Origin of the sequence: Wolbachia endosymbiont (group A) of Sturmia bella (assembly GCF_964030905.1) — a bacterium.
Lineage (GTDB): Bacteria > Pseudomonadota > Alphaproteobacteria > Rickettsiales > Anaplasmataceae > Wolbachia > Wolbachia pipientis.
On record NZ_OZ034988.1, the window covers coordinates 918,360 to 941,558 of the forward strand.

Sequence of the window (23,199 nt, forward strand, 5' to 3'; positions counted from 1 at the left end):
TTACCAAATGAAAAAAAAGGCAAAAGAAACCCTAGTCATTGTCTATTTTCAGTATTGGCGTTTTTAAGTCTTAAATACTGCAATTTAGCTGCTTTTGAATGCAACTAACCTACGCTGCAAATGTTTAAGAAATTTACTAAGCAGAAAAAAAGGCAAAAGAAACCCCGTGTTAGCTAGTTGTCACTCTCTAATCCTGCAAATTGGCGTACTATACTGTCTTAAACGACTTATAAGCGCGTTTCAGCTTATATAGGTAAAAACCCAGAAATGTTGTGAAGACATAAGGTGCACATAGTGCAAAAAATTAAAAATAAGACGCCAACTACGTTGTTTTCTTGCTGTTTAATCTGCACAGATGAAGATAACTGAATACCTTCAATACCATGATAAGGGGGCTGGCGGAGTTTGTCAAGCAAGTTTTTCGTTTCTATATGGGCTACCTTAAGACTTCAACGTCTTAACGCACTTGACCCCACCAGCATATAAATTTGCATGGCTCTTTCCAGTATTAAGCAATGCAAATCCAATGTTGTCTACACTAGAGCGCAGTTCCCCTATTTCCTCATTGTTTTCATTTGTCACTTTAGTGCCAATATCTGGAAGTGCGTTATCCCCCTCAACAAGGTAAAGTTTTCTTCTGAATATTTCTTGTCTGCTCATTCGATTTACAACTTCCTGACCTATATAACACCCCTTATTAAAGCTTATACCGTTTACTTTATCGATTAAAAATTGCAGCGGAAACGATGAATTCTGCACCATATCTTTCGCTCCATCTGGAACGAGATTTTGAATTCTGACTTTTTCATACTGAGTAAAATCCCCAACCGGCTCTTTCATTTCATCTTTATGTATGATCCTCATTCCTAGCAGCTTGTGCCTTGGATCTTGAAAAATAACTTGTGACTTACTACTACACTCCGCCAACTTAGTATTAAACAAAACCCCAACCTTATATAGTGCACTAACGTCTTTAATCTTTACCCTCAAATAAGTTTTAAGTAAATCTAGTTTCTCGATTATTTGCTGCAAGTGCATGTTTTCGCACTCCAAGAGGGTGTATTTACCATATTCAATAAGAAAAAAATCATATAGATATTTTCCCTGAGGGCTAAGCAATAAAGAGTAAATGGCTTTTTGGCTATCCAACTTATTAATATCATTGGTTATAATACCCTGCAGAAAATCTCTAGTGTCAGGCCCATATAGCACTATCACACCACGACTTAAAAATGGTATATAACTCATGAAATCTCTATAAATAAATCTAAATTTTATTATATAACATTAGGCTCTTTTAGAAACTGCTTTTGGCGTGCATATTTTATAATGGCGTGCATATTTTACAAGCTCCAGCCCTTGAAATCTAACTTACGAGTATATATATATAAACTCATAAGTTAATTTGTTGATGAGGAAAAACAAATGTCAAGTATAAGTTTAAATGTATTAGATGATAGCGTGCTGATCAAGCCTATTAGCGAAGAAAAGCAAGGTGGAATTGTGCTTCCATCAAGTGCTGAAAAGAAACCTACTAAAGGTGAAGTTATAGCAATTGGTGAAGGTTCACGCAATTCAAGTGGCGAACGCGTAACTTTAACTGTGAAAGCTGGTGATAAAGTGTTCTATCGCCAATGGGCTGGTACAGAAATAGAACATAATAATGAGAAGCTTATCGTGATGAAAGAGTCCGATATACTTGCTGTCATTAAGTAGCAGTCTTTATTTTACTAAACTGAAACAAAGCGCAACATAGCGCATTGTAAATGATTTTATTATAGTTTTCTAAATTTTTTATTAACAAGAGGTGATAAAAATGACTAATGTAGTAGTATCAGGTGAGCAGTTGCAAGAAGCCTTTCGTGAAGTTGCAGCAATAGTGGATTCAACGGTAGCAATAACTTCAGGACCTAGAGGAAAAACAGTAGGGATTAATAAGCCCTATGGAGCACCAGAAATTACAAAAGATGGTTATAAGGTGATGAAGGGTATCAAGCCTGAAAAACCATTAAACGCTGCGATAGCAAGCATCTTTGCACAGAGTTGTTCTCAATGTAACGATAAAGTTGGTGATGGTACAACAACGTGCTCAATACTAACTAGCAACATGATAATGGAAGCTTCAAAATCAATTGCTGCTGGAAACGATCGTGTTGGTATTAAAAACGGAATACAGAAGGCAAAAGATGTAATATTAAAGGAAATTGCGTCAATGTCTCGTACAATTTTTCTAGAGAAAATAGACGAAGTGGCACAAGTTGCAATAATCTCTGCAAATGGTGATAAGGATATAGGTAACAGTATCGCTGATTCCGTGAAAAAAGTTGGAAAAGAGGGTGTAATAACTGTTGAAGAGAGTAAAGGTTCAAAAGAGTTAGAAGTTGAGCTGACTACTGGCATGCAATTTGATCGCGGTTATCTCTCTCCGTATTTTATTACAAATAATGAAAAAATGATCGTGGAGCTTGATAATCCTTATCTATTAATTACAGAGAAAAAATTAAATATTATTCAACCTTTACTTCCTATTCTTGAAGCTATTGTTAAATCTGGTAAACCTTTGGTTATTATTGCAGAGGATATCGAAGGTGAAGCATTAAGCACTTTAGTTATCAATAAATTGCGTGGTGGTTTAAAAGTTGCTGCAGTAAAAGCTCCAGGTTTTGGTGACAGAAGAAAGGAGATGCTCGAAGACATAGCAACTTTAACTGGTGCTAAGTACGTCATAAAAGATGAACTTGGAATCAAGATGGAAGATCTCACGCTTGATGATCTTGGTACGGCTAAAAATGTTAAAATTACTAAAGATAATACCACAGTTGTCAGCGAAAATAGCGATTCTGACAGTGTGAAAGCTAGAATCGAGCAGATTAAATCTCAAATTGAAACTTCAACTTCTGATTATGATAAAGAAAAGCTAAGAGAACGTTTAGCGAAATTATCAGGTGGCGTTGCTGTGCTCAAAGTTGGTGGAGCAACTGAAGTGGAAGTTAAAGAACGTAGAGATAGAGTCGAAGATGCGCTGCATGCAACAAGAGCTGCAATTGAAGAAGGTATAGTTCCAGGTGGTGGGGTTGCGCTTCTTTATGCTTCATCTGTTCTCGACAAATTAAAAGGTGCAAGTGACGAGGAACAAATAGGCATAAACATTATCAAGAAAGTTCTCAGTGCTCCAATTAGAAGGTTAGTCAAAAATGCTGGTCTTGAATCTGCTGTTATAATTGACTATTTGATTAAGCAGAATGATAAAGAGCTTATATACAACGTTGAGGCTATGAATTACGCTAATGCATTTACAGCTGGTGTGATTGATCCAGCAAAAGTGGTGCGTATTGCTTTTGAAACAGCGGTATCTGTTGCGAGTGTGCTGATAACTACTGAATCTATGATAGTTGATGTACCAAGCAAAGAAAATGCTTCATCTCCTATGGGTGCAGGAGAAATGAGTGGCATGGGTGGATTCTAAGTAGAATGAAACCGTGGAGCAATTGCTCCACGGTAGTTCCAAAAAATCTCACATTTTACTATTCGTTAAAGGTAATACGTTTGGTGCAGAAATGCACTACTGTTTGCATCCGTTTCACTCCTTTATATTGTGGTTGTCTAATAACAAAAAGGCAGCATAAGAAAACTATAACCCCTAGTATATTTATACTATAGCTGACCCAAGCAACACGTCATACCGCGATTCATTCCACAACTGTACGAACATTACAATATGGCACATAGTAAACGATGTCATGAAAGTAGCTGACACTGGAATGACACCCTTTTGGATGGAAACCAGTGTCACGCACTGGCATGACACCCATTTGTTCCTATAGTTGTCTTTTCTCGTCTACCTTATTTTGCCACTCTGCTGAACAGATACAATTTACAACCACCCCCCTACCCTTTTTAGTTGTTCAGCAAATATAGAGAGGTTAAAGGGAGTGGTATTACTTAAACAACTAAATAAAAAACCAGGTAGATCATTCTGAAATTCTTGCATTTTTGTCCATAATTTTGTTAAATAACTTCCCTTTTGGTCATATCGAACCAAATTTCTTTTTCACACCACCTTTTAAGCCACTTTCGTTAGTTTTTGTCATAATGCGATCAGACACTCCCAATAACCTCTTTAATAGGTTTGGAGTTAGCGAAGAGATAAGATCAACAGATACGTTATTGTTTTTGTCATCACCACTTGCTTTATAGTCTATTGAAAGGATTCCCCTACTTTTCCCACCAGTAAGAAGTTTTCCAATTATAGGAATTTTTAACAAAGATTTATTAATTAAATATGCTGGTATTACTTGTCCTGCAACCTGGAATTTATAATTTCTAATATCGAGCTTACCACCAGTGCTAATACCTAACTCCGCCCCTTCAAGCCAAGATTCTTCAATTTCAATAGTGCCATCTTTGTATGAAAAAGGTGCATTACATTTGTAAAAGTATACACCTTCATTTTTTATGGCATTTACAATGCCAGGCAATGAAGACATCGACAATAAAGTAGTAAGTAGTGGAGCATCTTTGATGTAGAAATTGCTAATGGATAACGTACCATAATGTTCTCCACTTTCTCTCTGAGGAGAGAGATAAAAAGACAATTTGCCGTTTTTAATTGATTTACTAATGCCTAAGGAACGCAAAAGCATACCTGAATTATCCGCATATATTTCGAGCCCTATTCCACTGTATTCTGCTAGTATGTTGCTGCTATCTTCCAGAAACTGCCCTGTAAATTGACTTCCATTGCAATTACCTTTAGTACAGGTTACATTCAGCTTAGCATTTTTGATAACGATGCCTTCTTTCATAATTACATTGTCAACATTCATACTAATCTCTATATCTTTATTTAATCCATTACTGTTTTTGCCAAGCAAGCCTAAAATATCACTTAAGTTAATTTCCTCACCATAAATAGTTATGGCATTTTTCTCCTTACCTGATTCAATTTCTATACTAAAATCATTATCAGGCAATTTAAAGCTACTAGAATTTAAATATAAATTTCCATTTTCTACTCTTCCGCTGAATTTTATATCTAGGTCATTTCCTACAATGTCTAATTTATCTACTAACAATTCACCTGCTCCTTTTAACCTTGTAGAAAACAAAATTTTATTGTGATCTTCAAAGCGATTTTTCCACCCTAAGTAGCTTGAATGTGATTCAAATTCTGATAAATCTATATCACCATTAACATACCCCGTCTTATCTTGATTTATCACTGACTCTAATTTTGCACTGACATAGCCACTATCAAAATTAAATATTTGAGCGGGTAAATCTCCGGTCAAATTCCAGGCGAAACTTTCATTCCTATTGCTACTTTTCAGGTCAAATAATAGCTGTGTGTTATTCACCATACCACTACCATTTAAATCTATAAAGTCACTGCCAAAACTAAGCTTAATCTCATATTTACCAAGACTTGCATTATAGACGGCCAAATTGTCAATTTCAGAATGAAAATTTGCTGAGAAGTCTACTTTTTTGTCATCAGCATTTAGATTAAAAATGCGAAAATTAAATACGGATTTTGCCATTCCACTTACTTTATCCCTTTCAACCTTCACCACATCATCCAGCTTAAATCTTATAGGCTCATATAAACCATACGCATCACTTACAGCTTTGCCATTAATGGTTAGAACTGAATCTTCCTTATTTAGAGATTTCATTTCAATATCACCACCATTAACAGTGAAATTCTGAAACTTAGCGCTATTTACAGTAATTTCAAGATCGTTATTCTTGATGATCAAACCACCCTTTAATTCCTTTACTTGCTCAAAATCTTCATCAAATTTTACGCTACCGTTTTCTATATCAGCAACAATTACAATGTCTGACAGATCGTCATCAACCAAATTGTTAATTTTGCCATTGAAACTTACAATGGTATTTAAAACATCCCCATCAATATTATCACAATACCAGCTTTTAAATTTACTATTTACTACACTATCTGGTATATAAGTACATAAATCCTTTGCAGCAAACTTACTAATATTAATTCTAAGCAAAGCATGACTTGTACTAAAGTTCATTTTGCCTATCAAAGAGAGATACGTGTCATTTAACTTAAAATGGAAGTTTTTTACACTAATAATTCCATCACTATATGTTAAATTTATATTTACATTAGTTAAGGCCAAATTTTTGTTCAAATAATTTTCTGTATTCAATACGTATATATTTCCATCTACAATTTCATCCTTTTTATTAATTTTCACTGAGAAGCTTCCTTTGAATCCTATATTTTTGTCCAAATTGTAGCTTTTAACTAATGTAGAAAACTTGCTCAATAGTCCCAATTTTAGATCATAAAATGTCCCGTACACATTTAGCAAATTGTTGCGATTTTTTATCGTAATTGATAAATCATCCAAAAATCCCTTTCCATCTTTTGTATTCACATGAATATCTAAAACATTAAAATCTTCCCCCTTCCCTATATATAATTTATCAATAAAAAATTCATCTTCTGTGCTTTTATCAATAGCGATGTTAGTAAATTCAATTTTTGAATCCGCATTTAAGTCAAAAAAAAATTCCCTTATTGTTTTTAATAGATTTTTTGCACTACTTTCTGTCATCTTGAAATTCTTCCCTGTCATCCCAGTATCTTTTTTTCCTGTCATCCCAGCACTCGTCCTTGTCATCCAAGTAGCTTGACTACTTGTTTCTTTTTTTCTAGATTCCAGCGTCACGCGCTGGAATGACACCGAAGGAAGGCGGTTACTACTTAAATAATGATTATCCAAAAGGTCTAATGAGTTTTGCGGATTAACATTAGTTTCTTCTCTCTTGATACATACATGCACATTATCAGCTGAAACCTGAGAGAGATTTGTGCTAGCTTTAAATAAGGAACTTAACTTAAAATGTACAAAAAGCTCAGGAACTTTTATAGTAAAATTAGGGTTTGCTATTGCCAAATCCGTAATGACTAAATACGGATCTTTGCCATCTTTCTGCCAAACAACTAAGGTATTCTCCATATTAACGCTTGAGCCAACAAATATTTTTGATATTTTATGTTTAACATAAAAATCAATATAATTAATATTGATTTCTAAAGGCTTAAAAAAAATAAAGAAGCACAATATGAATAATAAAGCTACGGAAAATAATATAGTAATTTTTTTAAGCATCGATTATTGCTTTTCTTGCTAAACTATCAGCCTCCTCATTATACTTATCGCCACTGTGTGCTTTAACCCACTTCCAATCAATTTCGTGTTGTGAAGCAACGTTGTCTAGCTCTTTCCACAATTCCATATTTTTTACTGATTTTTTATTACTTGTTTTCCAGCCATTCATTTTCCACTTATTTATCCATTCTGTTATGCCATGCTTAACATAAAGACTATCCGTATATAAATTAATATTACAAGAAAATTTCAATACTTTCAGCCCATTGATCACCGCTGTTAACTCCATTTTATTGTTTGTGGTATTTTCTTCTCTACCATAAATGTCTTTTCTGTAATCTTGAAATAATATGATAGCTGCCCATCCTCCCGCTCCAGGATTACCAGAACACGCCCCATCCGTATATATTATCACTTCTTTTTTACTCATCTTTGTTTATATCGGTTAACAAAGTATATAGTTGCTTTTATGAAAGCACAATTTCTAAAGGTAGTTTAAGCTGCACCTTTAAATTTTATTATAGAAACAAAAAAAAGTGTGACAACGAGCATTACCAAAAGGAAAAGTAAAAAATAGTTTTTATGCTTCTGCCGTTCTTTCATAACTAAAATAAATCAATAGAACAAAAAATAATACTGGCGAATAGGGAAAATAGATAAGAAATTGAATAAGAAAACATTTTTTTCTGTGAGCTGTGATTCTTGAACTTCATAACAGATACAGCGTACCAAATAAAAACGCAACCTTCAAAGGTTGCCATGCTTAGATAAAGTAAAGCCTTTTTCAAAAATAGAGCCGGAAGCAAGCTAGTTAGCACCAGCAAAACACTATAAATTAATATATATTTTCTTGTTTTTTCCGGACCATAAACAATATTGAACATTGGAATCGATGCCTTTGCATAGTCTTCAGACTTATTTAAAGATAGGACCCAAAAGTGTGGTGGAGTCCACATAAAAATTACTAAAAATAAAATGAAACTTTCCCAACTGACAGAATTAGTCACAGCTGCCCAGCCAATCATTGGAGGGAAAGCACCTGCTGCACCACCGATAACGATATTCTGCGGAGTACGCCTTTTTAGCCAAATTGTATATATGAAAACGTAAAATAATATGCTAACAGCAAGCAAAGCAGCAGAAATATAGTTTACTGCTATTGCCATGATAAATACTGACAATATTCCAAGAGTTATACCAAATTCAAGCGCACTTTCTGCAGAAACTCTACCTGAGGGTATAGGGCGGTTTTTTGTCCTTTCCATGAGCAGATCTATGTCTCTGTCATACCACATATTTATAGCACCTGCAGATCCTGAGCCAAGAGCAACACATATAAGAGATATTAGTGCTAGAAAAGGGTGCATACTACCTGGTGCAGTAACCATACCAGCAACTGCAGTAAATACCACAAGATACATTATCCTTGACTTCAGCAAACGCCAAAAATCCAGTATTGTTGATTCAACATTTAGCAAAACACTTGTGTACATTCTATTTTACCACTGGTGGCTTTTCGAAAGTATGAAAAGGCGGTGGTGAAGATACCGTCCATTCCAAGGTGTCACCTTCCCAAGGATTATCTCCAGCTTTCTTGCCCCATTTAAAAAGATGTATAACTATAAACACAAAAAACATAACTGAAACAAAGGACATATACGAACCAATTGAGGATATATAATTCCAAGGGATAAACGCATCAGGATAATCAGGTATACGCCTTGGCATACCAGCTAATCCTAAGAAATGTTGAGGTAAAAAAGTGATATTGGTGCTAATAAAAGTAAGCCAAAAGTGGATTTGACCTAAGCGCTCATTATATTGTTTACCCGACATTTTACCAATCCAATAATAAAAGCCAGCAAAAGCTCCAAATAATGCAGCAAGTGACATGACATAATGGAAGTGAGCAACAACATAATAGGTGTCGTGCAGGAGCTTATCTATTCCACCATGAGAAAGAATTATTCCCGTTATGCCACCGCCAACAAACATGAAAATAAAACCTAGTGCAAATAGCATAGGGGTCTTAAACTCAATTGCTCCACCCCACATAGTTGCAATCCAGCTAAAGACTTTTACACCAGTTATAACACCGATAAAAATTGTGGTAGTGCTAAAAAATGCAGCAGCGTCAGCACTAAGCCCAACAGTGAACATATGGTGAGCCCAAACCATAAAGCCAAATACTGCTATACCTATCATTGCATAAACCATCCCTATGTAACCAAATACAGGTCTGTGAGAAAAAGTTGATACAACCTGACTTATGATGCCAAATGCAGGAAAAATAATTACGTAAACTTCTGGATGACCAAAAAACCAAAATAGATGTTGAAATAACACAGGATCGCCGCCACCGGCAGGATCAAAAAAGGAAGTACCAATATTGCGATCAGTAAGAAGCATAGTTATAGCACCGGCAAGCACTGGTAAGGCAACAATCAACATAAATGCTGTTAGCAAGACAGACCAAACAAACAGTGGCATCTTAGTTAATGACATTCCTTTTGTGCGCATGTTAAATATAGTAACTATAAAGTTGATCGCCCCAACAATTGACGACATACCAGCAACATGAAGTGCAAGTATAGCAATGTCAACTCCTGCACTTGGATGGGACATTACCTGTGATAGAGGTGGATATAAAGTCCAACCTGTACCTGGACCTTCACCAATAAACACTGAGAGAATGAGCAAAATAAAAGATGACACTAATAACCAAAAACTTAAATTATTCATACGAGGAAATGCCATATCTGGTGCGCCAATCATGAGAGGTACAAACCAGTTACCAAATCCTCCCATGAGGGCTGGCATTATCATAAAAAACACCATTATCAACGCATGCCCTGTAACCATTACGTTATATAATTGATAGTTATTGTTAAGTATATTAATGTGCATTAGCTGAGTGCGAATAATCACCGATAATAATCCACCAATAATTCCAGCTAATATGGAAAAAATAATGTACAGTGTCCCTATATCTTTATGATTGGTGGAAAACAACCAACGCTTTATGCCCTTTGGTACGTCACTCATATCTATACTCCAAATTTAACTCACTAATTTTCTATTTTCAATCCACTTATTAAAATCTTCTTTGCTTACTGCTTCAACAACAATTGGCATAAATCCATGGCCTTGACCACACAATTCGTAGCACTGCCCATAATAAACACCAGGCTTTTTGATATTAAACCACGCCTCATTCAGCCTACCTGGTATCGCATCAATTTTTACACCGAAAGCCGGTACTCCCCAACTGTGTATCACATCTCCTGCTGTAACTTGTAAACGAACGTTAGTATTAACGGGTAAAATGATGTTGTTATCAACAGAGAATAGCTTTAAATCTCCTTCGATAAAGTCTTCTTTTCCCTTAATATAACTATCAAATGACACACCTTGATATTCTGGATATTGGTAACTCCAATACCATTGATGGCCAATAACTTTCAGTGTTATATCAGCTTTCGGTATTTCTTCCTGTAGCTTCAGTAATTTAGCGTTTTCAAAGGCTAATATTCCAACAATGATAGTTGGTATAACAAACCAAATAATTTCTAAAGGAACACTATGGGTAGTTTTACTTATGTTTGTTACTTTGCTTTTACGAAAGCGAAACGCTACATAAGCAAGCAGCGCCCACACAAAAAGCATTATTGTAACCATCACAAGCATCACAAACGAATGTGACCTAACTACAGCCTCCATTACTTCAGTTGCAGGAGCAGGAAATCCAAATTGCCAGGAAGTAGGAGCAGAGGCAACAGATATATTTGAGTAAAATATTATCAATAGTGCAAATAACTTCACCATATCTTTTGTTTGTTTGCTATAAAACTAAGTGATATACTGTATAATAGTATATATAAACTTACTATGCAAATAGAGATTAGTGATGGTTAATAATTTTTTAGCATTCAACAAGTATAATAGTACAATACTAATTGAGGAAAAAAGCATTTACATAAATCTATTGTAAGTAAAAATATTATAATATTTTAAATTAAGTATTTACTTTAAGTAAATTCTATAATAAGTTTAATAGTGTCTGTTACTGCTAATAACCCTCTAGCCTCACACCTAAAAGCAGTAACAGACACTATTAAACTTTATGACAAGTTTATAATCTGTAAGATCAAAGTCTTACAAGTTTCTTTATTTCATTATACAACGAAATCTTTAGAGAAGCCAAATGGGCAAAGTTTCATGAAGGTCTTTGGCATCTCTTAGCATAGATCCCTTACTTAACCATCATACCGCGATTCATTCGCAGTATCTCAAAGCATAGATCCCGCTAACACGTAGCGGGATGACGATTGTCGTTTAGCCATAAACATTAAGAAATTTACCAAATAAAAAAAAAGGCAAAAGAAGCCCCGTGGTGGTTGGCTATTTACTATGTACTAAAATATCGGCGTTTTTTTTGACCTTATCCAGAAAAAGTGGAGAGAAAGTTTGGAATGTTTTTCACAAAAAGAATGATGAATCAAAATGCTCAGGAATGCAATAGTTAATAGTGACGTTGTTTGTTATAAAAAATTTCTATGTATTCAAATATTGCAGTTCTAGTTTGTTGAGCAGAGTGTTGTGAAGTATCAATAAGTATTTCTCTTTTCAATGAGCTAAAGAAGCTTTCCACAACAGAATTGTCGTAACAACAACCTTTATGACTCATCTATGTTTTTTATGGATAAGAGATATTGATAACCTTGCGAAGTATATTGTGAACCTTGATCACTATGTAATAGTAGATTTTTGGCAGGTTTACGCTTGTTAACGGCCATTAATAAAGAGTCCATAACCAATTGTTTATTTATTGAACTGCTCATTAACTACCATGCGTGAATATAGATCGATTATTGTTGCCAAATATAGCCATCCTTCTTTGGTTTTTATATAAGTAATCCCATACTTTATTTGGTTGATCAACAATAAAGTTTTGATCTAGTATATTGGGAGCTACAGCTCTATTATCTGTTTGTTGTTTTTTAATTTTAAACTTTCTTTTCAGTATAGCCCTGATGTCATTTTTCTGCATAATACTTTGCACCGTTTTCAAATTGCAACTTTTACCCAAAGCCTTCAATTCAGCATGAATTTTAGGAGCTCCATATCTACATTTAGAAGCTTGATATATTTTTTGAATATCTGCTAATAACTCTTTATTTGCTGATTCTCTACTGCTTATTTTTCTTGTGGTCCACTTATAGTAGCCACTAGCAGAAAATCCTACATAATTCCTGTACTTTATAGCAGTTACTATATAAAAAAATATTTTACTCTTTTTGACTGGCCAGGGCTTTTTTTTAAATGTCTCTTTCTCTTGTTACTCTTGCTTTGTAAATCAAATCTCTCTTTGTCATAAGGTGCTACATCTGGAAATGCATTTGCCGCTGACTTTTTTTCGTTATATTTCTTCATCCATTTTCCTAATACACTATCCCTTATTCCTAGATCTCTTGCTACTTTTGCAACTGGTTGACCTACCTTTCTTTGTTCATTTGCCAGCTTAACAGCTTCCAATTTGAATTCTGCTGTATATTCTCTTGCCATTTCTAATCCTCCAAAATTTTATTTTACCCGAAAAAACTCCTTTCTTTCTCTCCACTTTTTCTGGGTAAGGTCAAGAAGCCTATTGTCTAATTATGTACCTAAATTTTATTACGGCACTTTCACTACTACTTTAACGAGTAAGCTACCTTTCTATAAAAGACCTATCGACTGTTGCAATTATAGGCGTAAACAAGAATGATAAAAGAGTACGAGATTGAGTAACTATGTACACTTCTGCTGGCATACCAGGGTATAGGTATACGTTTTTAAACTGAGCAAGCTCTGGTTTTGGTATCACTACACGTACTGAATAATAACGCCCTAGTCTTGGATCATCAAGAGCGTCAGGAGAAATATGGCTTACTATACCACTAATTAAACTTAAACGACGTGCACTGTAAGCACTTAACCGGACTTTAACCTTTAGCCCTTCTAGCCCATCAATAGAGACTATGTTGCTATCTTTCTTTTGTGCCGACAGTACCTCTTCTATGTTTCTGGTCTGAATTTTAGCATCTATTATTAGGTCATCATCCGATGGCACTACGCTCATGATCGGAACTCCAGATTGTATAACACCACCTTCAGTATGGTATCTTATATCTGTGACTATCCCATCTTGAGGCGATTTAATTATTGTACGTGCTAATGAATCTTCAGCAACCATCAGCCTCTCTTTCAAGTCTGCAATAGACGTACTAACTTCCTTAAGTTCAGCGTTTGCTCTTTCTTGAGAATCGTTTCTCACGTTTATAATTTCTAATTCGTTCTCTCCAATTTTTTGCTGCACTTGAGATATTGCAGAACGGTAATGTCCAACTCTGCCTTCAATTTCAGCAAACTGCTTTTCTAAAGCTAAAATGTGTGGTTTGCTTATATGGCCACTATCAAGTAATTGTCTTTTTGTTTCCAACTCCTCAGTTATCAAGTCATATTGCTTATGAGCTGCATTTAGTTGAAAGTTTAGCCCCGCTAATTCATCATTTAACTGCTTTATACGTTGTTGCAGTATGTCTGTTTTTCCCAATATGCTCTTTCTCTGAGAGTTGAACAACTTTACTTGATTCTTTATCGCTTTATTTACAAGTTCATCGTGAGATAATTTTTTAACCTCATCAGGAAACTCGAGCGTGTCCAAATCTACTCTGATTGCAAGAAGCCTTGCTTCTGTTGCTAAAAATGATAAGAGCTTCTCTTTGATAATACTTAAATTCGCCTTCTCGTTAACATCACTCAACAAAACTAGAGGCTCATCTTTTTTAACTGCTTGGCTCTCTTTGACTAAAATTTTGCTTATTATTCCTCCACCCAAGTGTTGAACTATTTTCCTATTTGAAGATACAATAACTTCTCCACTTGCATGCACCGCACCGTCAATTGGAGCTATAGCCGACCAAATACCACCTATCCCAAAAAAGATAAGTATTACTACCAGACCAAAAAATAGTGGTCCCCATGTTACTCTCAGAACTTCATTTACGTTATTACTTTCACGTTTTAAAATAAAATTTATCATCGCATCAATCAATGCGAACGTCTTATCCAAAAATTTTGGGTACTTCTTCTTTTTATTTTTTGCTCCTTGCATATTTATATTATCACTATGGCCAATCAAGCCTGTCAAAGAAAATCCAGTGCTAAGCTTTTTTAACTTACTGATCATAATACTACTGTGAATTTGTGTTAACTCAAGATAACACACAAAAACAAAGAATCTATAATTTAAGCATTCCATTTAGACTGTAGAGCACCAGAATAAACTATTTAGTAACAATTCCTGCATAACTATGTTTTTAAAATTTTTTGACGTTTAACTTTATTATAACTTTTCCTTTATTTTGTGAATATCTGAGTTACTTATATTATGTAAGAAATCTATTGCCAACTAGTCAATATTCTGTTAGGAATTAAGATAATATAAAGTTATTATGTTTGGATTGGAAAGCAGAAAGTTCCTGATTACTGGTGCATCAGGCGGGATAGGGCAAGCAATTGTAAAAATTATGCACAAAGCCGGAGCAACTTTATGTGTTTCTGGCACAAAAAAAGAAGTGCTCGAAGAAGTTGCTAAACAATATGAAAAAAATATGCACGTACTCCCTTGTGATTTATCAAATGCTGAGGAAGTAAATCAACTAGTAAACAGAGCAAGTGAGTTGATGGAAGGCTTTGACGGGCTTGTATGCAACGCGGGCATTACGCAAGACAGTTTATTATTGAGAATGACAGATGAAACATGGCAAAAAGTAATTGATATTAACTTGAGTTCTACATTTAAGCTGAGTAGAGAAGCATGCAGGAAACTAATTAAGAATAATTGGGGAAGAATTATAAATATTTCCTCAATAATAGGGCTGACAGGAAACGCCGGGCAAGCAAATTATGCAGCGTCTAAAGCTGGAATAATAGCTATGAGCAAATCTATAGCAAAAGAAGTTGCAAGTCGTAATATAACAGTAAATTGTATTGCTCCTGGGTTTATAGATACTAAAATGACTGAAGTTTTAAATGAAGTGCAAAAGGGAAAAATATTAGATAATATTCCAATGAAAAGAATGGGAACAGGGGAAGAAATAGCAGCAGGGGTCTTATTTTTAGCAAGTGATGAAGCAAAATATATAACAGGGCATGTGCTTAACATTAATGGTGGGTTATTTATGTAGCAACATTTATGTATGGACAAATTATAATTTTTACTTTAAAATAAAAATATGTGTAGGTGTAGGTTTACGTTAATTTATTATTTATAGGCAAAAAAATGAGCTCTATAATGGAATTTTTTAGTGTTTTTTGCGTAGTATTCCTTTTCTCTTTCTCAGGTTATGCAGCTGACCCTGATATGGATGACACAACTAAAGTAATATGCAATATTATTGGTTATGTTTGGGGGATAGGCGGTCCACTTATGACGGTAGTAATAATTGGTGCAGCTTTGCTTGCAATATTTGGCAGGATGCCGTGGCCAGCCCTCTTTGCTCTTGGCATGTTCTGTGGTGTATTTTTTGGCGCTAAAACTATCATAACGAAAATTATGCCCAATGTAAGCGATGAAGCAAAAGCTATGTTGGAAAATTGTGGAAAGAGAAACCCATAAAAGTACAGAAATGCTTTTTTGTTATCCATTAAATCGCTTCATATCTTCAACTTGCAACAAATAAGGGCTATCTTTTGGTAAAGTTTTAACAGCTAGCTCAGCATATTTTGTAAATTGCTTTAAATCACCTTCAATACAAGCCTTTTTTGTCAAAGCAAAATAATGCATTGCCGTATCAGCGTCACATTTATATGCAACGCTTAAATATTTCCAGACAAAAGCGTTATTTGGTTCTACATTCAAAATCTGCTCCAGGTAAAAAATTGCCTTTTTTGCATCACCGTGTAATAATAAAGTATGAGATAATGCAAGTTTCACTAAATAACTGTTTTTCTCAGATAAATACCTAAGCGATTCCTCATACATTTTTATTGCTTCACTTAAATTTCCAGCCTTGTATAGCATTTCTGCTTTTAATTCATATAGGTATGGGTCATTGCGTGACTCTTGAATCAATGAATTAACTTTAGCAATAGCCTCCTCTATCTTTCCTTGCCTATAGCAAACTATAGCATTTACATACTCAGAATTATCTTCATATTTATTAGATAACACATGAATAGGAGCAAAGAAAGAGTCTAGCTTTGCAACCACACGCTCAAACTTTAGTAACTTATCCGCAAAAATTGGTTTTACGTTGTTTTTGACCTTATAATTCTGTACAGCAAATATACGTTTCTCACTAAGTGGGTGAGTACGGAAATATTCCTCGGTATTCTCATGCTCAATACTTTTAAAATAATCAAAAATCTCTTTCATACCTGAATTATCATAGCCAGATTCATCAAGGTACCTTAAAGCATAGCTATCTGCTACACTTTCTTGCTCTTGAGAATAGTTAAAAAATAGCCTTGAACTGAGTGCTACACCACTAAGCAAAATTGCACCAGCAACCTGAGGGTTAATGATAATACTAGAAACTAATCCTACCATATAACTAATCATTGCTATCGATTGAAAATAACCCATAGCACTACTCATTTGCAATATATGACCAGCAGATATGTGAGCAATCTCATGTGCTAATATACCAAGCAAGACATAAGGTTTAGCCGAATATCGTAAAAGCCCTAAATGAATGAAGATACTGTTATTGTTAATTACAAAAGCATTAATCGAACTGTCATTAATTACAAAAACTTTCACTTGATCATGATCAATATCTGCAGCAGAAAATAAAGGTTGCGCTAGCTCTTTCACTATTGCTTCCACCTCACTATCTCTAATAATGTTAATAGAGTAAGCATTATTATAATATGCAAGAAAGAACAATAAGGTCAAAAACTTAGCAATTCTAAACATGAAAATTCTGTGCTTGTATAATTTACAGGAATTTTATATTTTAACACTTAAATTATACAAATTTATAAACGCTAGTTTAATTTTTGAACGTAACTGATAAGTTTGTCGATGGTAGTTAACTTAATTTTATGTTGTTCAGCAAATTTAAGCAACTGAGGTAAGCGCATCATAGAGCCATCATCATTCACTAATTCACACCCTACAGCTGCATGATTAAGACCAACCAACTTTGCTATTTCAACACTTGCTTCAGTGTGACCATTGCGTGCTAAAACCCCGCCTTCATTTGCAATAATAGGGAAAACATGCCCTGGAGTAATAATATCGTCCTTAGTACTCTTTTCATCAATGGCAGTAAGTATCGTATGCGTTCTATCATGAGCAGAAACACCTGTTGTAATGCCATAACGCGCATCAATTGACGTAGTAAATGCAGTATGAGGAGTAAGCTTTTCATCTACATTGCTCTTCCTCATAAACTCAAGATTTAGTTTACTCATATGAAGCTTTGTCATAGCTAAAAATACAATACCAGTACCGTATCTAACCATAAAAGCCATATGTTCTGGTTTTACTTTTTCAGCTAAGACAACCAAATCACCTTCATTCTCTCTACTTTCATCATCAACTAAAATGAACAATTTACCGGAACGAGCATCCTCTAATACATCTTCCACAGAAGAAATACCGGGTAGACTCATTGAAGCATAAGTGGCCTGTACCATAATAATTTACTTAAATTCAATCTTAACTATTTTATACAATTTCTCTCCATTTGGCACTGTCACTTCCACATACTCACCGACTTTTTTGCCGATTAAGGCACTCCCGAGTGGTGAACTAGTAGATATTAACTGCTTTGAAACATCAGCTTCATATTCGCCTACAACCTTATAAACATATTCCACTTCACCGTTATTATCACTTAACATTCTTAATGTCACAGTTGCACCAAATATTACTGAATCACCAGACAAATTTTTTACTTCTATTACTTCCGCATGTGAGAGCTTACTTTCTATCTCCATTATACGGCCTTCAATAAAACCTAACCTTTCCCGTGCAGCATGATACTCTGCGTTTTCAGACAAATCACCTTGATCACGAGCATCAGAAATAGCTTGTATAACAGAAGGCTTTTCTTCCTTTAATTTTTCAAGTTCGGCTTGCATATTCTCAAAACCTTCCCTCGTCATAGGAAATTTATTAATAATAGATGAAGCCATAATTACCACCTAAACGCAATTAAATTGAGTAACAAAATTACTCACAATATTAAAAATATCACCTTTTATATCACCATTCATGTCATTTGACAACTTTTTTAAAACCCCAGGGTGTACAGTACGAAAATAATTAACAAGATCATGTTCAAATTTATTAACGTTACTTATTTGTATTTTACTTAACTGATTATACAGGTTAGAAAAAATATACATCAGCACTACTTGCTCTTCTATTGACATAGGTAAATGTTGTTTTTGCTTTAATAACTCAACAAGATATTTACCCTTATTCAAGGATAATTGAACACTAGCATCAAGATCAGAACCAAATTTTGCAAAATCTTCTAATTCTCTATACTGAGCTAAGCTTAGCTTTATAGAACCAGCAACTTTTTTCACAGACTTTAATTGTGCAGCAGAACCAACCCGTGAAACCGACAAACCTATATTTACTGCAGGTCGAAATCCTTTATAAAATAATTCAGACTCAAGAAAGATCTGCCCATCGGTAATTGAAATAACATTTGTTGGCACATATGCGGATACATCACCAGCTTGAGTTTCGACAATTGGCAAAGCAGTTAAAGAACCCTGCCCTTTTTTATCAGACATTTTAGCAGCTCTTTCAAGCAAGCGAGAATGTACATAGAATATATCTCCAGGGTAAGCTTCACGACCAGGAGGACGTCTGAGCAATAAAGACATCTGCCTATATGCCACAGCATGCTTAGATAAATCATCATATATAATCAAACAATGCATTCCATTGTCACGGAAAAATTCCCCAATAGTGCAACCAGCATAAGGTGCTAAAAATTGCATAGGCGCGCAGTCAGATGCACTAGCCACAACTACAGTTGTATACTCTAATGCTCCGCTTTCTTTCAGCTTATTTACCACTTTTGCTACTGTTGAAATTTTTTGCCCAATAGCAACATAAACACAGTAAACTTTTTGATTTTCGTTTACCTCATCGTTAATCTTCTTCTGATTGATAATAGTATCAAGCGCAATAGTAGTTTTACCAATTTGTCTATCACCAATAATTAATTCACGCTGCCCTCTACCTATTGGAATTAGCAAATCTATAATTTTAATTCCTGTTTGCAGTGGCTCATGCACAGACTTACGATCAATAATGCCTGGCGCTTTAGATTCTATATCCATTCTGTTTTTGGCTCTAATTTCCCCACCGTCGTCCATAGGATGGCCCAACGCATTTACAACTCTCCCTAACAATTCATGCCCTACAGGCACCTGCACAACATCACCACTACATTTTACAACGTCCCCTTCTTTCACATCACGGTCATTACCAAGCACAACTATTCCAGCCGTATTATGATCTAAATCGAGAACTATTCCTTCTACACCACTTGCAAAAAATACCTTTTCACCGAATTTTGCTTTTTCCAGCCCATAAACCAATGCGATACCATCTGTTACTGAAATTACTTCACCTATATTTTCCCGCTTTATAGGATTATCAAACGTCTCAACCTTTTCTCTTATTATACTTGCTATCTCAGAAACATTCATACTGTTCTTCATACAAAATTCCTTACTTTTAATATTTCCATTTTACTTAAGTCAACTAACCTATCCAAGTAACTTTTTAGCGAAGCATCGATTAAATTAAAACCATACCTAACTACGAAGCCACCTAGTATAGAAGGGTCAACCACATTGCTTACTTTTATTATTTTACCAAGAAAGCTCAAAGATTCAGTAATTATTTTTATATCAGATTCCTTTAAAGTTTCTGCTGACTTTATAGTAATTTCGAATTCATTTTCATTTTCTCTTGCAAGACTTAAGAATTTTTCTAATATAAGGATCAATAAACTAGAGCGTTTATTTGCAAATATAACCATAATAAATTTTACTAAATTCTCACTCAAGTGCTCATTTATAGAAAGCATCACTTCTTTTTTGTGTGCAAAAGAAATCATAGGATGAGATAGGTACACAAAAACATCACGTTGATCCTTAAAAAAAGCCAACAAAAATTCTACTTCTTTCCTTATAATACCTAACCTGCTTCCTGAGACATGAAATAGCACTCTAGCGTAAGATGAAACTAAATTATTGTATTGGGTCTTTTTCATATTAAATCCAGTAAATCTAAATTAATTCAGCTACAAATCTTTCATTCTTCAATCCAAGCATTTTTTATATAAACAGGTCTTCTCTTTAAGGAAAGAAAATATAAATCATATCTGACTGAATAATCTAAAAAACTAAGGTTTTTACTTAAGAAATACTTAGAAGAATTTATAATAGACTGACATTGAAGATGAGATATCGGTATTTCTTTTCCAAGTAAACTTGTTTTAACTTCTATAAAAATCAGCTCCTTTTTTTTTAGATACAATTAAGTCAATTTCACCGAACTTACAACGGTAACGGCGTTTTATAACATTATACCATTTCAGTTTTAAATATACTAAAACTAATAACTCGCCAAAGTAACCTACAAAGTAGCGTAACCTACTTACCACAAGAAGAACAATTATGATAACAATTAACTTTGTGTAACTACTTTGCCTCCTTCTTTATTTTTACTATAAACCTTACCTCTTGCTGCAATATCCCTATCAACCAGTTCTATCACTGCCATTGAAGCGCAATCACCCTTTCGAGTGCTAAATTTTATTATTCTAGAATACCCACCTTTACGATCTTGATAACGGCTGGCTAAGACGTTTAATAACTTATCAACTGCTAACTTACTATTATGAAGGCGTGAAAGCAAAAGTCTTCTACCATGTAAAGTATTCTTATTCTTAGCAATTGTAATAAACTTTTCGACATATGGACGAAGTTCCTTAGCTTTTGGTAAAGTAGTTACAATCTGCTCATGGTTAATTAATGAGATAGATAGATTCTTTAACGTCGATAATCTATGTTCAGTACAACGAGATAGTTTACGTTTTTTTATTCCATGTTTCATATATCACCTAATCTTCATCAGTATGTTGTTTAGCCAACTCATCTATATCCTTAGGTGGCCAGTTTAGCACATTCATACCCAAAGACAAGCCAAAATTAGTCAAAACTGCCTTAATCTCATTCAAAGACTTTCTGCCAAAATTAGCAGTTCTTAACATTTCACCTTCTGTCTTTTGTACAAGATCACCTATATAAGTGATGTTTTCGTTTTTCAGACAGTTATGAGACCTGACAGATAATTCCATTTCATCTACCTTACGCAATAAGACAGGGTCATAACCCAAATCTTTAGCCCCACTAGACGAAGAAACCTGCGATTTTTTATAACTTACATCAGAACTAATAAAGGGCTGAAGTTGCTCCTGTAATATTCTTGCAGCAGAGTCAACAGCTTGACTCGGAGAAATTGTACCATCAGTTTCAATTGACAATATCAGCTTATCCTTATCAGTCACTTGGCCAACACGACTGTTCTCTACCCTGTACGAAACCCTGTTGACAGGGCTATACAAAGCATTAACTGGAATAAAACCAATTAAATCCTGTTCACTCATAAGCTTCAAAAGTTCATTTTCTTTATATTTAGTTACAGGAAGATAACCTTTTCCGCTAGCCACATATATGGTCATGTTAAGCTCCACATCTTGCCCCAGCGTACATATTAACAAATCTTTATTAACAATAGAGCATTGATCATCAGTTTCTATCATCCCAGCTAATACCTGGCAAGGCCCTTTAGCGTTTAAATTTAAGCATTTATTAGAAGCACCATTTAATTTACACCTCAACATACCCATATTTAATACTATATCAGTTACGTCTTCTCTCACCCCTTGAATTGAAGTGAACTCATGAGTTACACCTTCAATTTTTATTCCATAAACAGCACTACCTTTAAGAGAAGATAACATTACACGTCTTAATGCATTGCCTAATGTTAAAGCAAAACCACTTTCCAACGGTTCTAGCACTATATCACTTTTTTCACTTGAATCATCTGATATTACCTTAACTGAACTAGGTTTAATCAATTTATCTAAATTGCTACAGAGAGAAACATCATTATTATAATACATAAAACAACCTTTTCAAATATCCTATACTCTTCTTTTTTTTCTTAACCTGCACCCATTATGAGGAATTGCGGTTTTATCTGCAATTGAAGTCACAGTCAACCCACAGCTCTGAAGTGCTTTAACCGCAGCTTCGGTACCAAAGCCAGGGCCGCGAATTATTACAGAGACAACCTTCATACCAAATCTCTCCATTGCGTTCTTCGCAGCAGACTCCGCAGCCTTACCTGCAGCATAAGGTGTGGATTTTCTCGAACCTGAAAAACCACATGCACCCACAGAAGTTTGACATAGCGTATTACCATGAACATCAGTTACATTTACAAAAGTATTATTAAAAGTTGCACGAATATGGACAACACCAGTAATAAACTCCTTCTTACTCTTACTAACCGTTTTGACTTTTTTCATTAAAACTCACAATAATAATAAATTTTATTTTTTCCCAGCAATAGGCAACCGAGATCTACCTTTACGAGTCTTAGCATTAGTATGAGTCCTTTGCCCTCTCACAGGTAAACCTTTTCTATGTCTCACCCCTCTATAGCATCCCATTTCCACTAAAGATTTTATGTTCATAGCCACTTCTTTTCTGAGCTCACCTTCTATAACATAATTTTGTCTAATGAAACCGCTGATCTTTTCTATATCTTCATCTCGTAATTCTGAAACACGTTTGCGCTTATCAACTTCGCAAGCGTGACAAATTACATTCGCAGTAGCAATACCTATACCATATATATAAGTTAATGCAAAAGGAACACATTTCCTCACTGGAATATTTATGCCTGCAATACGTGCCACTGGTACCTCGATACTTTATTAATAACAACTCT

At 34.7% G+C, this 23,199-nt stretch carries 21 protein-coding genes and 2 pseudogenes; 4 read left to right on the forward strand and 19 right to left on the reverse strand.

Annotated features, from left to right (window positions below; translation table 11 throughout):
- Positions 1–441 precede the first annotated feature (441 nt).
- On the reverse strand, positions 442–1,248 hold the full coding sequence (locus ACQH3L_RS04235) for a YgfZ/GcvT domain-containing protein (protein WP_010962504.1): 807 nt from the start codon (positions 1,246–1,248) through the stop codon (positions 442–444).
- A gap of 186 nt (positions 1,249–1,434) precedes the next feature.
- Here ACQH3L_RS04235 and ACQH3L_RS04240 point away from each other — a divergent pair, with 186 nt between their 5' ends.
- Both ACQH3L_RS04240 and groL read left to right on the forward strand, forming a co-directional pair.
- On the forward strand, positions 1,435–1,716 hold the full coding sequence (locus ACQH3L_RS04240; RefSeq protein WP_173862895.1) for a co-chaperone GroES: 282 nt from the start codon (positions 1,435–1,437) through the stop codon (positions 1,714–1,716).
- Positions 1,717–1,816: 100 nt separating this feature from the next.
- Positions 1,817–3,466, forward strand: coding sequence for a chaperonin GroEL (groL, locus tag ACQH3L_RS04245; protein WP_425384648.1), 1,650 nt, complete (start codon positions 1,817–1,819; stop codon positions 3,464–3,466).
- A 223-nt stretch (positions 3,467–3,689) separates the two neighbouring features.
- Here groL and ACQH3L_RS04250 read toward each other — a convergent pair whose 3' ends face one another.
- The 8 genes and pseudogenes from ACQH3L_RS04250 to ACQH3L_RS04285 form a co-directional block, all read right to left on the reverse strand.
- Positions 3,690–3,812, reverse strand: a complete 123-nt coding sequence (locus ACQH3L_RS04250) for a hypothetical protein (RefSeq protein ID WP_255703183.1) — start codon at positions 3,810–3,812, stop codon at positions 3,690–3,692.
- Positions 3,813–4,028: 216 nt separating this feature from the next.
- Entirely contained in the window at positions 4,029–7,151 is a 3,123-nt protein-coding gene (locus tag ACQH3L_RS04255) for an AsmA-like C-terminal domain-containing protein (RefSeq protein WP_425384649.1), read from the reverse strand.
- A complete protein-coding gene (gene rnhA / locus ACQH3L_RS04260) occupies positions 7,144–7,581 on the reverse strand; it encodes a ribonuclease HI (protein WP_010082655.1) in 438 nt (145 codons plus the stop codon). Before rnhA ends, ACQH3L_RS04255 begins: the two co-directional genes overlap by 8 nt.
- Positions 7,582–7,756: 175 nt before the next feature.
- Positions 7,757–8,644 (reverse strand): heme o synthase, encoded by an 888-nt coding sequence (locus tag ACQH3L_RS04265; RefSeq protein WP_425384650.1) that lies wholly within the window; start codon positions 8,642–8,644, stop codon positions 7,757–7,759.
- Between the two features lies 1 nt (position 8,645).
- Positions 8,646–10,196 carry a cytochrome c oxidase subunit I gene (ctaD, locus tag ACQH3L_RS04270; protein WP_010962499.1) on the reverse strand — a complete coding sequence of 517 codons (1,551 nt, stop codon included), beginning with the start codon at positions 10,194–10,196 and terminating at the stop codon, positions 8,646–8,648.
- Positions 10,197–10,211: 15 nt separating this feature from the next.
- Complete coding sequence (gene coxB, locus ACQH3L_RS04275) at positions 10,212–10,976, reverse strand: cytochrome c oxidase subunit II (protein ID WP_425384651.1); 765 nt, start codon at positions 10,974–10,976, stop codon at positions 10,212–10,214.
- Positions 10,977–11,630: 654 nt separating this feature from the next.
- Positions 11,631–12,716: pseudogene (locus tag ACQH3L_RS04280) on the reverse strand (IS3 family transposase).
- Between the two features lie 142 nt (positions 12,717–12,858).
- Positions 12,859–14,379 carry an HlyD family type I secretion periplasmic adaptor subunit gene (locus ACQH3L_RS04285; RefSeq protein ID WP_010962735.1) on the reverse strand — a complete coding sequence of 507 codons (1,521 nt, stop codon included), beginning with the start codon at positions 14,377–14,379 and terminating at the stop codon, positions 12,859–12,861.
- A 265-nt stretch (positions 14,380–14,644) separates the two neighbouring features.
- Here ACQH3L_RS04285 and fabG point away from each other — a divergent pair, with 265 nt between their 5' ends.
- Positions 14,645–15,379 (forward strand): 3-oxoacyl-[acyl-carrier-protein] reductase, encoded by a 735-nt coding sequence (gene fabG, locus ACQH3L_RS04290; RefSeq protein ID WP_010962736.1) that lies wholly within the window; start codon positions 14,645–14,647, stop codon positions 15,377–15,379.
- Positions 15,380–15,474: 95 nt separating this feature from the next.
- Positions 15,475–15,810 carry a TrbC/VirB2 family protein gene (locus ACQH3L_RS04295; RefSeq protein ID WP_425384652.1) on the forward strand — a complete coding sequence of 112 codons (336 nt, stop codon included), beginning with the start codon at positions 15,475–15,477 and terminating at the stop codon, positions 15,808–15,810.
- A 21-nt stretch (positions 15,811–15,831) separates the two neighbouring features.
- On the opposite strand, the gene ACQH3L_RS04300 is transcribed toward ACQH3L_RS04295, so the two are convergent.
- The 10 genes and pseudogenes from ACQH3L_RS04300 to rpsM form a co-directional block, all read right to left on the reverse strand.
- Positions 15,832–17,112, reverse strand: coding sequence for a M48 family metalloprotease (locus ACQH3L_RS04300; RefSeq protein WP_182282544.1), 1,281 nt, complete (start codon positions 17,110–17,112; stop codon positions 15,832–15,834).
- Between the two features lie 71 nt (positions 17,113–17,183).
- The gene (gene ribB, locus ACQH3L_RS04305) at positions 17,184–17,837 is read right to left on the reverse strand and encodes a 3,4-dihydroxy-2-butanone-4-phosphate synthase (RefSeq protein WP_425384653.1); all 654 of its coding nucleotides are present in this window, start codon (positions 17,835–17,837) and stop codon (positions 17,184–17,186) included.
- A 6-nt stretch (positions 17,838–17,843) separates the two neighbouring features.
- Positions 17,844–18,338, reverse strand: coding sequence for a transcription elongation factor GreA (greA, locus tag ACQH3L_RS04310; protein WP_010962740.1), 495 nt, complete (start codon positions 18,336–18,338; stop codon positions 17,844–17,846).
- 9 nt (positions 18,339–18,347) lie between these two features.
- Entirely contained in the window at positions 18,348–19,889 is a 1,542-nt protein-coding gene (gene atpA / locus ACQH3L_RS04315) for a F0F1 ATP synthase subunit alpha (RefSeq protein ID WP_038198926.1), read from the reverse strand.
- Complete coding sequence (atpH, locus tag ACQH3L_RS04320; protein ID WP_010962742.1) at positions 19,886–20,446, reverse strand: ATP synthase F1 subunit delta; 561 nt, start codon at positions 20,444–20,446, stop codon at positions 19,886–19,888. The genes atpA and atpH overlap by 4 nt, the downstream gene beginning before the upstream one ends.
- A gap of 41 nt (positions 20,447–20,487) precedes the next feature.
- Positions 20,488–20,839 (reverse strand): annotated as a pseudogene (locus ACQH3L_RS04325) (YraN family protein).
- 23 nt (positions 20,840–20,862) lie between these two features.
- The gene (gene rplQ / locus ACQH3L_RS04330; RefSeq protein WP_007550873.1) at positions 20,863–21,291 is read right to left on the reverse strand and encodes a 50S ribosomal protein L17; all 429 of its coding nucleotides are present in this window, start codon (positions 21,289–21,291) and stop codon (positions 20,863–20,865) included.
- 7 nt (positions 21,292–21,298) lie between these two features.
- Positions 21,299–22,366: a DNA-directed RNA polymerase subunit alpha gene (locus ACQH3L_RS04335; protein WP_425384654.1), complete on the reverse strand. Its 1,068-nt coding sequence runs from the start codon at positions 22,364–22,366 to the stop codon at positions 21,299–21,301.
- 21 nt (positions 22,367–22,387) lie between these two features.
- Positions 22,388–22,774 carry a 30S ribosomal protein S11 gene (rpsK, locus tag ACQH3L_RS04340; protein WP_015589137.1) on the reverse strand — a complete coding sequence of 129 codons (387 nt, stop codon included), beginning with the start codon at positions 22,772–22,774 and terminating at the stop codon, positions 22,388–22,390.
- A 24-nt stretch (positions 22,775–22,798) separates the two neighbouring features.
- Positions 22,799–23,167 (reverse strand): 30S ribosomal protein S13, encoded by a 369-nt coding sequence (gene rpsM / locus ACQH3L_RS04345; RefSeq protein ID WP_010962745.1) that lies wholly within the window; start codon positions 23,165–23,167, stop codon positions 22,799–22,801.
- Positions 23,168–23,199 lie beyond the last annotated feature (32 nt).